General features: G+C 61.7%; 17 protein-coding genes and 1 tRNA gene. 7 read left to right on the forward strand and 11 right to left on the reverse strand.

Annotated elements, in window-relative coordinates:
- The first annotated feature begins 68 nt into the window (after positions 1-68).
- Together BB934_RS19670 and BB934_RS19675 are read left to right on the forward strand one after the other, a co-directional pair.
- A tRNA-Lys gene (locus BB934_RS19670) sits at positions 69-144 on the forward strand.
- Positions 145-346: 202 nt separating this feature from the next.
- On the forward strand, positions 347-1,072 hold the full coding sequence (locus BB934_RS19675; protein WP_237050019.1) for a substrate-binding domain-containing protein: 726 nt from the start codon (positions 347-349) through the stop codon (positions 1,070-1,072).
- 89 nt (positions 1,073-1,161) lie between these two features.
- Here BB934_RS19675 and BB934_RS19680 read toward each other — a convergent pair whose 3' ends face one another.
- Positions 1,162-1,377, reverse strand: coding sequence for a hypothetical protein (locus BB934_RS19680; protein WP_099511144.1), 216 nt, complete (start codon positions 1,375-1,377; stop codon positions 1,162-1,164).
- A gap of 165 nt (positions 1,378-1,542) precedes the next feature.
- Complete coding sequence (locus tag BB934_RS19685) at positions 1,543-1,896, reverse strand: lysozyme inhibitor LprI family protein (RefSeq protein ID WP_099511145.1); 354 nt, start codon at positions 1,894-1,896, stop codon at positions 1,543-1,545.
- Between the two features lie 276 nt (positions 1,897-2,172).
- Between BB934_RS19685 and BB934_RS19690 the strand changes: the two genes are divergently transcribed.
- Positions 2,173-2,352, forward strand: a complete 180-nt coding sequence (locus BB934_RS19690) for a hypothetical protein (RefSeq protein WP_099513054.1) — start codon at positions 2,173-2,175, stop codon at positions 2,350-2,352.
- 124 nt (positions 2,353-2,476) lie between these two features.
- Here BB934_RS19690 and BB934_RS19695 read toward each other — a convergent pair whose 3' ends face one another.
- The 9 genes from BB934_RS19695 to BB934_RS19730 all read right to left on the reverse strand — a co-directional run bounded on the left by BB934_RS19695 (position 2,477) and on the right by BB934_RS19730 (position 8,046).
- Positions 2,477-2,722, reverse strand: coding sequence for a hypothetical protein (locus BB934_RS19695; RefSeq protein WP_237050020.1), 246 nt, complete (start codon positions 2,720-2,722; stop codon positions 2,477-2,479).
- Between the two features lie 43 nt (positions 2,723-2,765).
- A protein-coding gene (locus BB934_RS19700) for an IS3 family transposase (protein ID WP_418294697.1) occupies positions 2,766-3,907 on the reverse strand; the annotation gives its coding sequence in 2 pieces (ribosomal slippage) (positions 2,766-3,649 and positions 3,649-3,907; 1,143 coding nt in all).
- 18 nt (positions 3,908-3,925) lie between these two features.
- Positions 3,926-4,234 carry a transposase gene (locus tag BB934_RS19705; RefSeq protein ID WP_237050021.1) on the reverse strand — a complete coding sequence of 103 codons (309 nt, stop codon included), beginning with the start codon at positions 4,232-4,234 and terminating at the stop codon, positions 3,926-3,928.
- Positions 4,235-4,284: 50 nt separating this feature from the next.
- On the reverse strand, positions 4,285-4,452 hold the full coding sequence (locus BB934_RS49175) for a winged helix-turn-helix domain-containing protein (protein WP_237050022.1): 168 nt from the start codon (positions 4,450-4,452) through the stop codon (positions 4,285-4,287).
- A 130-nt stretch (positions 4,453-4,582) separates the two neighbouring features.
- Entirely contained in the window at positions 4,583-4,804 is a 222-nt protein-coding gene (locus BB934_RS49180) for a helix-turn-helix domain-containing protein (protein ID WP_237050023.1), read from the reverse strand.
- A gap of 196 nt (positions 4,805-5,000) precedes the next feature.
- Positions 5,001-6,458 carry an IS4 family transposase gene (locus BB934_RS19715; protein ID WP_099511146.1) on the reverse strand — a complete coding sequence of 486 codons (1,458 nt, stop codon included), beginning with the start codon at positions 6,456-6,458 and terminating at the stop codon, positions 5,001-5,003.
- A gap of 355 nt (positions 6,459-6,813) precedes the next feature.
- Positions 6,814-7,212 (reverse strand): VOC family protein, encoded by a 399-nt coding sequence (locus tag BB934_RS19720; protein ID WP_099513057.1) that lies wholly within the window; start codon positions 7,210-7,212, stop codon positions 6,814-6,816.
- Between the two features lie 19 nt (positions 7,213-7,231).
- Positions 7,232-7,687 carry an SRPBCC family protein gene (locus BB934_RS19725; RefSeq protein WP_099511147.1) on the reverse strand — a complete coding sequence of 152 codons (456 nt, stop codon included), beginning with the start codon at positions 7,685-7,687 and terminating at the stop codon, positions 7,232-7,234.
- Positions 7,684-8,046, reverse strand: coding sequence for an ArsR/SmtB family transcription factor (locus tag BB934_RS19730; RefSeq protein ID WP_099511148.1), 363 nt, complete (start codon positions 8,044-8,046; stop codon positions 7,684-7,686). Before BB934_RS19730 ends, BB934_RS19725 begins: the two co-directional genes overlap by 4 nt.
- Before the next feature lie 205 nt (positions 8,047-8,251).
- Here BB934_RS19730 and BB934_RS19735 point away from each other — a divergent pair, with 205 nt between their 5' ends.
- The 4 genes from BB934_RS19735 to BB934_RS19750 all read left to right on the forward strand — a co-directional run bounded on the left by BB934_RS19735 (position 8,252) and on the right by BB934_RS19750 (position 12,279).
- Complete coding sequence (locus BB934_RS19735; protein WP_210422109.1) at positions 8,252-9,343, forward strand: ABC transporter ATP-binding protein; 1,092 nt, start codon at positions 8,252-8,254, stop codon at positions 9,341-9,343.
- Positions 9,336-10,469: an ABC transporter substrate-binding protein gene (locus BB934_RS19740; protein ID WP_099511149.1), complete on the forward strand. Its 1,134-nt coding sequence runs from the start codon at positions 9,336-9,338 to the stop codon at positions 10,467-10,469. Before BB934_RS19735 ends, BB934_RS19740 begins: the two co-directional genes overlap by 8 nt.
- Positions 10,470-10,546: 77 nt before the next feature.
- A complete protein-coding gene (locus BB934_RS19745; RefSeq protein ID WP_099511150.1) occupies positions 10,547-11,380 on the forward strand; it encodes an ABC transporter permease in 834 nt (277 codons plus the stop codon).
- A gap of 77 nt (positions 11,381-11,457) precedes the next feature.
- Entirely contained in the window at positions 11,458-12,279 is an 822-nt protein-coding gene (locus BB934_RS19750; RefSeq protein ID WP_099511151.1) for an ABC transporter permease, read from the forward strand.
- The last annotated feature ends 4 nt before the right edge of the window (positions 12,280-12,283 follow it).

Here is a 12,283-nt window from a genome sequence, read left to right on the forward strand (position 1 = left end):
GTCCACCCGGTTTGTTACACGCACGGCCTCTTCAGCGGACATCGCGCCGCTGAACTCGCTTCGGCGACGGGTGTGTAGCTCAGTTGGTAGAGCAGCTGACTCTTAATCAGCGGGTCCAAGGTTCGAATCCTTGCACACCCACCAATCTCTTCAAAGACTTGGGCGATGGTGCGGCTGGAACGGCAGGACCGTTTTACAGCCGTTTTACATTTTCCGTTCGCTTTTCCTTCCTTTCGCGCTTGCGCATGGCAGCCTCGGCACGCCTCACGTCGCGGCCGAGACAATGCGTGTCTGAGATCACCTCGATAACCTGACCTTCATTCGCTCTTGAGATGTGCGGCTTGATATGGAGGATATGCCGAGAAGAACGTTGGGGTGGTGGATGACCAATCGGCTGACGGGCATTTCGTCCATGGCGACGCGGCAAATTCTGGCCGACCTCGCCGAAAGTTATGAGCAACGGACTGGAATTGAGGTTGCTATCAGGCCGATGGGCGGGGTGGAGGCGGCTCGTCTGGTTCGTGCCGGTGAGCCCGCTGACATCATCGTCCTTGCCTCGAACGTCATGGAGAAATTGGAGGCAGAGGGTCATATCGTTCCCGGAACCCGAGTGGGATTTGCGCGCTCGGGGATCGCGATGGCGATCCGTTTGGGCGCACCGAGGCCGAATGTCCGCGATGAAGAATCGGTCAGGCAGGCCATCTTGGACGCGCGCAGAATTTGCTACTCCACCGGACCGAGCGGCGATCATCTCCTGCAACTGTGGGAACGCTGGGGCATAGCCGAGACGGTTTCACAACGAGCCCTTCAGGCTCCTCCTGGCGTACCGGTCGGCACGCTTGTGGCCGAGGGAGAAGCAGATCTGGGCTTCCAGCAGCTCAGCGAACTGATGCATGTGCCCGGCATAGAGATCCTCGGTCCCTTGCCACCGGAGATTCAATCCGTGACCGTCTTCACGGCCGGTGTCTCCGGCATGTCCTTGCAGCCTGAGAAGGCGCAGGAGCTGCTGGAATATCTGACCTCGCCTCAGGCGGAGGCGCCGAAACGCCAGTACGGCATGGAGCCGGCGTAAGTTGCAGTTCTGCAGCGCGAGATCCGTCGTGCTCGCATGCCGGTGTGACGAACAACATGCAGTTCCACTGATCGGTGGATGGTTCGGGCTTACCTTCGACTCGTCCACGCTTCGATGACGTCCTTCAGATCCTCGGGCAGGTCTGTCGGTGCCTTGATGTCCGGCCCCGGGTCGAAGGATGAGAGGGCGGAAAGGAAAGTGCGATAGCGTTCGACCTTCAGCTCCTGTGCCGCATCGGGGCATTCGGCTGCGACGTCGTCCGGCGAGCCGAAGAAAAGGCAAAGAAGAGCCAGGGTCGCGCGCATGGTTCGTCTCCCTTTCGGATAGGCAGTAGGGAGGCATACCGTGGCATTTTCTGGGCCTGCGAGGTGTGCGCGATGTCACATCGATACCAGATCGCCATCGTAGCGGCCACGCTGCGATATTCCGTTTCATTTGCGCGGCGCTCGAAGCATCTTCGGGTGAATGCTTCAGAAAGGCCCGCGCTTGGCGAGCGCGTCGAAGCCGCCTCTCAACTGCAGCAGGCGATCCGCATAGGCCTTGCTCAGGCAGGAATGATCCGCTCCGCAGGCCGCGCGACGCTTGAGCCATGCGACCTGCTGATCCTCCATGTCGCCGCGAGCGCCCATTCCGAGGAAAGGTTTCAGCTGGACATAGAGAACCGACATCTCGACGTCGGCGTCATTCAGTTGGTGATCGGCACAGATCGCCTTTTCATCGGCCGCCTCGGCTTTGGAGCAGTCGAAGCTGGCAGCCGACACGGGCTGCCATGAGCAGCCTAGGATCAGGAAGGAGAGGGCAACGAAGTGTGAAGCATTTCTCATCGTCGGTCCTCGTCGAAAATTGGAACGCTCAGGACAACCGCCTCGGGGCAGCGAGGCTCCCGCTTCGACAACTCAATTCGAAACAGGCTTAACGAAAAGTGAGGCGCCGGACGCGATCCATTGGGTGCGTGCGGCCGACGCGGGTTGAAGAATACCTGCCTCGCGCTCTTGATGATTCCCTTCCAGTATCCGATTGGGATGCGGTTGCATGACGCTACCTCTTTAGAGGTGTAGCCAGTGAACGGGCAGTATTACAAAGTGGCGATGGGGGCATCGATGATACACGATCGCATTGAACAGCAGGACCTGCGGGACCGGAAGCTGCAGAGTCTGGAAGCGCGGATTACACGCGAGAGCCGCGTCGGATGGCCGACCTTGACGGCCACCGCCGTACTTGTCGTCGTAGCCGTCCTGATCTCAGTCTACCTGACACTCGATGCGTGTGCGCTGCGCTGAAGACTGGAAGCGTCCGCGGAACTGCGATTTATCGAGGCTCGCGCTGCTGAAGAGATAGAAAAAACTTAGTTTCGCCGGCATCACTGCTTTCAGGCATTTCCCGACAATTCGCCGATACCATCTTTTAAGTAGGTCGCCAAAAGTTCTGCAACAGCTTTCTGAGCCAGAAGTGTTTGGATGCCATGCCCGCCTTGCGACACGCTTGTTGTGGCGTCAGCGCCAGAACCCAGGCTGCGGCATCGGCGGCCAGGGCATCGATGGATGCGGCCTGCCGGTTGGCCGCAATCAGCCGCTTGAGTTCGCGCCAGAGCTGATCCATCGGGCTCAGTTCGGGTGCCTGCCGGGGCAGCCACACGAAGCGGATCCGCAACCGGTCTGGATTTGCTTCGGTTTAGTGGAGAGCGGTTTGGTAGCTATCCGGCCAGCCTTTCGAACTGAGCCGGACTGACATAGTCCAGTGTCGAATGACGCCGGACGGGATTGTAGAAGCCATCGATGTAACGACCGATCGCCTTCCTGGCCTCGGCTCTCGTCTGGAAGACGGTGCGCCAGACCAGCTCGGACTTCAAGGTCTTGAAGAAAGTCTCGACCACGGCATTGTCGAAACAATTGCCTGTCCCGGACATTGAGATCCGGATGCCGTGCTTCCGCAACTCGGCCTGATACTCGATCGAACAATATTGACTGCCGCGGTCCGCGTGATGGGTCAGCCCCTCACCGGGTCTTCGGATCGCCAGAGCCTTGCGCAGCGCCTCGAGCGCCAGTTCCTTGTGCAGCCGGTCGCTCACCGCCCAGCCAACCACCCGGCGCGCGAAGAGATCCAGGACCACGGCCAGGTAGAGCCAGCCCTCGCTCGTCCACACGTACGAGATATCCGCGTTCCATTTCTGGTTCGGGCGCTCGGCCGAGAAGTCCTGCTCGAGCAGGTTGGGAGCAATAGGAAAGGCGTGGTGGCTGTCGGTGGTGCGCTTGAAGCGACGTTTCTGCCGGGCCTTGAGCCCATTCTCGCGCATCAGTCGGGCCGTCCGACGGCGCCCGATCGGCAGGCCCTGATCCTGGAGTTCGCGCGTCATCCGTGGGCTGCCATAGGTGCCATTCGATTCTCGAAAGGCGGATCGGACATGGGCGAGCAGCACCAGATCGTCGCGCTGACGCTGGCAGGCCGGACGACTTCGCCAGGCAAAGTAGCCGCTCTGGCTCACCTCAAGAACCTGGCACAGGCGCTGGATGGGGAATTCCGCTTTCGCCGCATCGATGAACGTGAACCTCATCGACTTCCCTCCTTGACGAAAAAAGCGGTGGCCTTCTTGAGGATGTCGCGCTCTTGCCGCAGCACCTCGTTCTCGCGACGGAGGCGCTTGAGCTCGTCCATGACATCCTCATTGGGCGGCGGGGCCGACGAAGGCCGCATATCCTGGTGCTCCGCCATCCAGCGCGCGAGCGTCGAACGGTTCACCCCAAGATCGTCGGCGATCGCGCGTTGCGAGCGCCCACTCGTCAAAACGAGGCGGACGGCCTCATCCTGAAACTCTCTCTTAAAACGGGTCTTCGGCATGGAGATCCTCCTGCTTCATCAGAAGCTCTCCATTTTTTCGAAGCAAGACCAGTCTGCCAGCGCCTGGGTCTGCGGGGCGGTGTGGGCGCTGGCCCGGTCGCTCAGCAGCCAGAGCCAGCCGGCGCCGCGGTAGCGGCGCCGCAATGCGCGCAGGAACGCCTGGGCATCGGCCTGACCGGCGCGGTGGCGGATCAGCACCACCCGGCGCGCGCTTCGCAGGTCGATCGCCCCAAACAGCACCCGCTTCGCGTTGCGGCCGGTGATCGGCACGGTGGCCTGAGTGCCCTTGAGCGCCCAGGTCGCCCGCAGCGGCGGAAACAGCCGCAACAGCGTCCAGTCGAGGCACAGCAGCCGATCGCCTCTGTGCCAGCCCGCCTTCAGACGCCGGGTGATGCCCCTTTTTTCTGCGCCAGATGAGGCGCGCGCTCGACATAGACGTAGCGCGGGCGCTTCCAGCGATAGCCTGCCTCGTGCAGCCGGCGCCGCAGGGTCCGGGGGCTGACCGCGAGGCCCTTCGTGGCCAGGTCGTGCGCCAGCAGCGGCACCGTCCAGCTCGTGGCCTGATAGCCGCAGCGGCGCGGGTCGCGCGCCAGGGCCGCCGCCAGCCGCCGCGGCGTGAGGGTGTGGTGAAGGCGCGGACGCCCGCTGCGCGGCCGGTCGATCAGTGCCGTGGCCTCATTGCTCGGCCCTGTACTGGGCCAGCCAGCGGTGCACGCTGGAGCGGTTGACGCGGCAGCGGCGGGCCGCCTCCGCCATAGAATGCCCCTCGGCCACCAGCAGCAGCGCTTCGAGGCGGCGATACACACGGGCCTCACGGGCGCCAGCAAGCGCGGCGGCCAGCCGCTTGCGATCCGCCTCGTCGAGCCACGTCTCGGGAGAGTGATCATGTCGTTGCATGCTCCCCAGAAAACACCCGCAGCTCTCGCGTTGCAAGACTTATGGCGGCCTACTTAACCCTAGCGCAGCTTTCGCCGCACCAATTTCGCTGTACGTTGTAAGGTCGAACCTGCAAGCGATGCCCAAGAGCACTCATGACGAGCCGCCGGAGCATTGCCTCAAAAACGATTGTGTATGTAGGGGCTCATGATGACTTTCAATTACCCATAGATTTGCGCCCAATCCTAGCGCCGAGTTCGATATCCATCAGGCGGGATAGTCCTCTCCACATGACGGTGTTTCCTGGCGGAGGATCATGGCCACGGGCAAGGTAGCCGCCCATGCGGGCGATCTTAGTTAAATAGTAGGCGAGCGTCTTGCTCCGCAGCAGCACCTGGCCCTTGTCTCGCACCAGCTCGTCGAGCAGGTCCATTTCCAAGTCCGTCAAGGCCAGCCGCGGCGGCACGTCCGGAACAACACGATTGAGCATCGTCATCCAGAAGATCCGCCAGCTCAGGATGCAGTAGATGCTGAGCAGGTTCACCAGGCGCTCGGCCGTTCTCAGCTTGGTCTCCTCCGCTCGGCACCCGGACTTGAGGATCTTGTGGAACAGCTCGACCTTCCAGCGCATGGCGTACCAGTCGAGCATCTGGATCGCGTCCGCGCGGGATCGTACCGGCAGATCCGTGATCAGCTTCCAGTCGATCCGCGCCCGGTCTTTGGGTGGATGACGCTCCTGTGCGTGGATCACCGTCAGGCTCAGGGCTGGATAGCGCTTCTGCTTGCCGATCGGAGGCAGGATGTGGATCCGGCGGTATTTGAGCTCTACGGTGGCAAGGCTCACATCGCCTTTCGGGCTGCGAACTTCGACCTGATGCCGTCCTTTGACCTTCACCTCTGCCATCTCGTCCGCGATGGTGTGCTGGCCATCGCCCGCCAACCGATCCACGCAGGTTCGGACCAGGAAGTGCGTGCTCAGAGCCTGAGCCGTGCAGAAGAACTCGTCGATGTCGTTCTCCCGGTCGCCGATATGGATGCAGCGCTCAGGAGCACCGAACAGCGCCACGGACTGCCTCATGCACTCCAGCCAGCGGATACTCTCCTTCTGATCGATGGGCACCCGGGTCGGGTTGATCTTGCGTTTGAGCGTCCGGGCGCCCTTGAACTGAGGCCTCGTCCAAAACTTGATCGCCGAAAGCCCCAGCGGCAGCCCATCCGCGGTCACAGCCAGGCAAGAGTGCATGAGCAGCCCGCAGACCGTGTGCATCCTGGAGCGACCTTCCTTGTCCCGGCCGCTGTTGACCCGGCGGGTCGCACCAATCCGTTCAGGCTGTGCTCTTTCGTAGGACAGTTCGGTTGTGTCCTGAATGACCAAGATAGGGCCACCGAAGGCGGCAAAGCGGGTTCGGGTGGCTTGGAAATGGCCCTGAAGGATCTCATGGTCGGAAACTTTGGGATTGGACAGGAAGCGGTAGGCCGCTTTGGTGTTAGCCCAATCCTGGCAGGCCAGCGGAAGGCTGCCGCCAATGGCACCGGCCATGTGGGTCAGGAGCTTGCGCAGGCGCTGGCCGAGACGATTGTCCCGAAAGCGGCACCCAGCGAGTTCCTGATCGACCCAGGAAATAACATTGGCTGCCTCTCCCAGAGGATGCGTCGGAAGAGACGTCTTTGTCATGGCCCAGCTCCCGCGCCGCCTCGTGGGAGCGAATAGGAGGCCGTCCGGCGTATGCCCGGCGCGCAGAGATCAGCGAGATCACGGGAAAGCCGAGACAGAGCCCTGTCCATGGGACACCTCTCACAGATGAGGAGATGCTCACCAAGGAATCACGCTTGGTGCTGGTCAGGCAAGCACTGCTGCTAAGTCAGAAATGTGGGTAATTGAAAGTCATGATGAGCGATTACAGCGGACATGACCGGCCGTTTCCGGCCTGGTTTCCTTATGCCGTCAGCGGCGCGATCCTGACAACGACAATCATCTTCACGTTCAAGGTCATTCTCTGAGCGAAGCCGTATGGTGAGCGTGGCCAGTGTCAATCGGCTTGGCTCTCGACGAGGAGAAGCAGGTTGCCGCATCCATCCTCGAACAGGGCCATCGACGGCATTCCGGCCGACGGCGTGCTCGGCTCGGAGCGGAAGGCGACTCCACGCGCCTTCAGACGCTCGTACTCGGCGCGGATGTCGTCGCATCCCAGGGATGTGATGGGGATACCCTTGTCGAACAGGGCTTTCTGATAAGTCTTCGCGAAGTCGTATCTCATCGGCTCCAGCAGAAGTTCGACCCCTGAGCCATCCGCATTGGCAACGGTCAGCCAGCGTGCGCCGCCGGCCGGAACATCGTGCTTTTTGACGAAACCGAGGACATCGACGTAGAACGCCTCCGCCTTGGCCTGATCGTCGACGAGGACGCTCGCGATGTTGATCTTGATCATCGTGCGATCTTTCTTTTCATCAGGCGCGTTTCTCATCGCCGAGAAGGGCGGCAAGGCCATCGAGCAGCATCGTCCAGCCGCTGCGAGTCCGCTCGCCCCATTCCCGATAGATCTCGGGCGACATCTCGTCCGTGAGCGTCAATTCGCATCCCTTGTCGAGCCGGCGGATCTCGACCGTTACCCTGTCGTATTCAGTGCTGTATTTCGGCACCCCGAAGGTGAAGACGAGGCGGGAAGGGCGGTCGACGACGAGATATTCGCCGACATGCTCGACATCCTCGCCGTCGCGCCGCTCGGTAAAGGTGAAGCGGCCGCCGACCCGTGCATCGGTTTCCGCGCGCACCATCTCGCCATCCGGCGTCGAGAACAGCCAATGCCGCGCGATCTGCGGGTCGAGCCATGCATCGAAGACACGCTCGGGCGAGGCATCGAAACGGCGGACGACGACAATCGCCGGCTTTGCATCGGCATTCATTGGGCGGAACCTTTCCCGGATTTCTGCCGGTCGGCATCTGCGATCAGCAGCTCTTCCAGCCTGTCGAGCTTCGTCGTCCAGAAACGCTCGTAGTGGCGAAGCCATGCATCCGCCTCGGACAGCCGGGCTGCGTCGAGCCGGCAGACATGTGTCCGACCCTGCACCTCGCGGCGGACGAGGCCGGCGGATTCGAGAACCTTCACGTGCTTCGACGCGCCTGCAAACGTCATGGAGAACGGCGCCGCAAGTTCGCCGACGCTGCGGGGGCCCGAAGAGAGCTGGCTCAGCATCGCCCGGCGGGTCGCGTCCGAAAGGGCATGGAACACGGCGTCGAGATGAGCAGAAGTTCGTTCAACCATATGGTTTAAATAATCGCTGTGGACAAAATAGTCAACTGATCAGTTTAATTTCCGCGGCGCCGGATCAGAGCCTGATGAATCGCCGGGCCGAGGTCGTCCGAAAGACCCCATTCGATGCCCGTAGGGCAGACTTCCCATCGACATCCGATTGTGATCTTCTCGCGCAACAACAGACGCGTAAAGCGCATCAGGGAGGATATCGGGCGTGGACGATTCTGTCTTGGCCGCGATCGACATTGATCATCTTCAGGTCAGCTATGGCAGCCAGCAAGTGCTGCACGGTATAAGTCTTTCGGTTGCATCCGGTGAGTTTATTGCAATCCTAGGTTCTTCGGGCTGCGGAAAAACCACGCTATTGCGGACGATCGCCGGATTTCAGAAGGCCTCCGGCGGAGCGATCCGGCTCTATGGGCAGGATGTGGTGAACATGCCGCCCGAGAAGCGCGGCATGGCCATGATGTTCCAGTCCTACGCGCTCTGGCCGCATATGACCGTGCTCGGCAATGTCGGCTACGGCCTGCGTCTGCGCGGCGTTCCGAAGGACGAGGTTCGCAGCCGCGTCGCTGCCGTTCTCAAGATGCTGAACCTGTCCGGGCTCGAGGAGCGGAAGGTGACGAACCTCTCCGGCGGTCAGCGCCAGCGCGTCGCGCTCGGTCGTGCTCTCGCCATCGAGCCGAAGATCCTGCTGCTCGACGAACCCTTGTCCAATCTCGACGCCAAGGTGCGTATCCAGCTTCGGTCCGAGATAAAGACCCTGCAGAGCCGCCTCGGATTCACGGCGATCCATGTCACGCACGACCGCGAGGAGGCCATGACCATGGCCGACAGGATCGTGGTGATGGATGGCGGGCGCATCGCGCAGGTCGGCGCGCCGAAGGACGTCTACGACCGTCCCAATTCTCCCTTCGTTGCGAGCTTCATGGGAGCCGACAACACGATCGGTCTCGATGTCAGGCCCTCCGGCAGAGGTGTGGAGGTCAGCACCGACAACGGCAGCACGGCCTTTTATGGCGGCGATGTGCCGGTCGGATCCCTGACGGCCTATTTTCGCGACGATGTCGCATCGCTCGACGATCCGAATGCCCGGATCGACGGGTCCATCATTCTCCCGGGAAAGATCACGCAGAGAACGTATCCGGGAGGACATTACAGGTACGTTGTCGCGATCGGCGACCGTCATTTTACCGTGACGGACGATCGCTACCACGACGTCGATCGCCCGGTGGGCATGCGCCTGCCGCTGGCATCGTTGCACCTGTTCCCTCAAGCCCAAATAACGGGAGGAAACCATGCGTAACTGCTTGATGACTGCGGGCCTCGCGGCCTTTCTGATGACCAACGCGGCGAGCGCTCAGACGCTCAACGTCGCGACCGCCGGCGACCAGAACATGGTCGACTACGTCAAGGATTATCTCGGGCCCATGTTCGAGAAAAGCCATCCGGGCGTGAAGGTGGTGGCCGTCGGCACCGGGCCTGGCGACGGCGGGTCGCAGAAGATCTTCGAGAAGCTCGATGCGCAGAAGAAGGCGGGCGTCAATTCCGATTTCGACGTGGTGGTCATTCACCAGAAGGCCGCCGGCACCATGGCGCAGGACGGGCTGATCCAGAAGTACCGCGATGCTCTTCCAACCGGCTCCTTGGTGACGCGCGACACCGCGACAAACGCCCTCGGCACGGATGTGACCGGCTATGTCATGCCGATGTTCCACTCGCAGACGGCGATCGCCTACAACCCGGATCTCGTCAAGAACCCGCCCAGCACCTACGCCGAATTGAGGGATTGGGCCAAGCAGAACCCGAAGCAGTTCGGCTATAACGGCATCAAGGGCGGCATGTCTGGCGTAGCCTTCGTGACGGGCTGGGTATCCGCCTTCGGCGGCGATGCCGCAAAGCTCGAGAAGGGTCCCTACGACGCTGCGACCAAGGCCACCTGGGACAAGGCCATGGCCGACCTGAAGGCGTTCAACCAGAGCGTCGTCATTACGCCCGGCAATGCCGGCACCCTCGACATGCTCAACCGCGGCGAGATCGCCATGGGTCCGGTCTGGGTCGACATGTTCTACACTTGGAAGGCCGACGGCAAGCTTCCGCCGAACATGCGGCTGAAGCTCGTCTCGCCCGGCATGCCCGGCCAGCCGATGTACTACGCCATTCCCGCCAAGACGGCGCAGAACAAGCTGGCCGCCGAGTTCGTCGCGCTTGCGACGAGCCCTGACGTTCAGGCCGAAGGCATCGTGAAACGCTTCAACTGGTATCCGGGCATCGATGCCAAGAACCTCGAGGGCAAGCTCGATCAGGCCGCCTGGAACCAGCTCTTCGCGGATATTCCGCCGGACGCGCTCGCCGCCAACGGCAAGCCGTTCCCGATCGGGCCGTACTTCAACGATATCCTCGAGACCTACGAGAAGAAGGTCGCGAATTAATTCTCCTCAGGCGGGCGGCCTGGATGTCCAGGCCGCCCGCCTTCTCGTATCTCACGTCTCGGGGACGCCCTCAGACCATGGCAAGACCCTCGTTCCTCGGCCTTCTGCTGATCACGCCGGCGCTCATCATGATAGGCGCTCTATTTCTTTATCCGCTCGGGTTCTCCCTGGCCGCGGCCTTCACCGAACCGGGCGGCGGTCTTTCACTCATGCATTTCCAAAAGGCGTACGAGCTCTATTCCACGGATATTCTCTTCACGCTCTTCATCGTCGTCGTTTCGACGCTCCTGACTGGCCTGTTCTCGATTATCATTGCCGGCATTCTGACGCTCAGCGAAACGCCATGGCTGATCGTTGCCCTGCGCAATCTCTACCGCTGGCCGCTCTTCATCCCTTTCATCGTCGCGGCCCAATGCATGCGGACTTTTCTCGCCAAGAACGGTCTCATGAACAATTCCTTCGTGGCGCTCGGCCTGATGGAACCGATCCAGACCACGAGCTTCCTCGACTGGCGCGGCATCATCATTACCTTCGTCTGGAAGCAGGTGCCTTTCGTGACGCTGATGCTGGCCGGTGCGATGGCCTCCATCGACCGCGCCACGATCGAAGCCGGGCGCAATCTCGGCGCTTCACGTGTGCGGGTGTTGATCGAGCTCGTCCTGCCTCAGGTGGCGCAGACGCTCCTCGTCGGCCTTGTCCTATCCTTCGTCACGATGCTGTCGGTCCTGTCCGTTCCGATGATGGTCGCCGGCTCGCAGCCCACCATGCTGACCGTCGACATGGCCTTCCGCATCAACTCCTACGGCGACTACGCTACGGCCAATGCCCTCGGCGTCATTTCCTACTTCATGGCCGGAACGGTGGCCTGGATCTATCTCCGCCACAACGTCAAGCGTGAGGTGCAGGCATGAGCGGAAAGTCTCCCTCATCCCCCATGAGTGCAACGCTGGACCTCTCAGGTGGGCCGCCAAGCGTTCCACATGTTTCGATGAGGAGCGGCAGGGTCTGGACCTTCGGCTCCACGGCGCTCAAGATCGCAGGCCTTGCGGTCTTCGCGTTTCTGCTTTTCGGCCCCTTGGCGAATCTCGTTCTGTGGTCTTTTGCCGAGCGCTGGTATACGCCGTTCAAGCTGCCGGTATCCTATGGCCTGCGTTACTGGGAAGTTGTCTTCCGCCCGACCGGGGACGCCATGTCATCGCTTGCGACGAGCGTCACCATCGCCTGCCTGACGGTTCTGGTCGCGCTCGCCGTTTCGATCCCGTCCGGCTATGCCCTGGCCCGCCTCAGGCTGCCGTGGCGAACGGCGCTGATGATCCTGTTCCTGCTGCCGCAGGCGTTTCCTTCGGTTGCGATCTACATCAATGTCGCCAGGGTGTTCTACAGCATTGGCCTGACCGGGACGATCACCGGCGTCGTCCTGGTCCATGCCGCTCACGGCCTCGTCTACTCGGTCTGGATCGCCGCTGCCGCGTTCGCGGCCGTCGACCGCGATCTCGAGCTCGCCGCGCGCAATATCGGCGCGTCGCCGCTGCGGACGTTCTTCACCGTCACCCTGCCGCTTGCCGCGCCCGGCATCATGGCGAGCGCGATCTTCGTCTTCCTGGAATCCCTGGACGAGTTCACCGGAACGTTCTTCGTCGGCGTGCCTCAGGTGACGACCCTGCCGCTCCTGCTCTACAACGCCAGCATGGGCGGCAATTATCAGATCGCCTCGATCACGGCACTCATCCTACTCGTGCCTTCCGTCGTGTTCATGATCGTCATCGAGCGATTTCTGAAAGCCGATGTCCTGAGCAAGGTGGGCCAGTAGAATG

Source organism: Microvirga ossetica (genome assembly GCF_002741015.1).
In the GTDB taxonomy this organism is placed as follows: Bacteria; Pseudomonadota; Alphaproteobacteria; order Rhizobiales; family Beijerinckiaceae; genus Microvirga; species Microvirga ossetica.

Excerpts from the sequence above, each read along its gene's own strand:
- BB934_RS19715 (WP_099511146.1), bottom strand. The coding sequence starts at position 6,458 with ATGACAAAGACGTCTCTTCCGACGCATCCTCTGGGAGAGGCAGCCAAT.
- BB934_RS19720 (WP_099513057.1), bottom strand. The coding sequence starts at position 7,212 with ATGATCAAGATCAACATCGCGAGCGTCCTCGTCGACGATCAGGCCAAG.
- BB934_RS19690 (WP_099513054.1), top strand. The coding sequence starts at position 2,173 with ATGATACACGATCGCATTGAACAGCAGGACCTGCGGGACCGGAAGCTG.
- BB934_RS19730 (WP_099511148.1), bottom strand. The coding sequence starts at position 8,046 with ATGGTTGAACGAACTTCTGCTCATCTCGACGCCGTGTTCCATGCCCTT.
- BB934_RS19685 (WP_099511145.1), bottom strand. The coding sequence starts at position 1,896 with ATGAGAAATGCTTCACACTTCGTTGCCCTCTCCTTCCTGATCCTAGGC.
- BB934_RS19680 (WP_099511144.1), bottom strand. The coding sequence starts at position 1,377 with ATGCGCGCGACCCTGGCTCTTCTTTGCCTTTTCTTCGGCTCGCCGGAC.
- BB934_RS19675 (WP_237050019.1), top strand. The coding sequence starts at position 347 with ATGGAGGATATGCCGAGAAGAACGTTGGGGTGGTGGATGACCAATCGG.
- BB934_RS19725 (WP_099511147.1), bottom strand. The coding sequence starts at position 7,687 with ATGAATGCCGATGCAAAGCCGGCGATTGTCGTCGTCCGCCGTTTCGAT.
- BB934_RS19750 (WP_099511151.1), top strand. The coding sequence starts at position 11,458 with ATGAGGAGCGGCAGGGTCTGGACCTTCGGCTCCACGGCGCTCAAGATC.
- BB934_RS19740 (WP_099511149.1), top strand. The coding sequence starts at position 9,336 with ATGCGTAACTGCTTGATGACTGCGGGCCTCGCGGCCTTTCTGATGACC.
- BB934_RS49180 (WP_237050023.1), bottom strand. The coding sequence starts at position 4,804 with ATGCAACGACATGATCACTCTCCCGAGACGTGGCTCGACGAGGCGGAT.
- BB934_RS19745 (WP_099511150.1), top strand. The coding sequence starts at position 10,547 with ATGGCAAGACCCTCGTTCCTCGGCCTTCTGCTGATCACGCCGGCGCTC.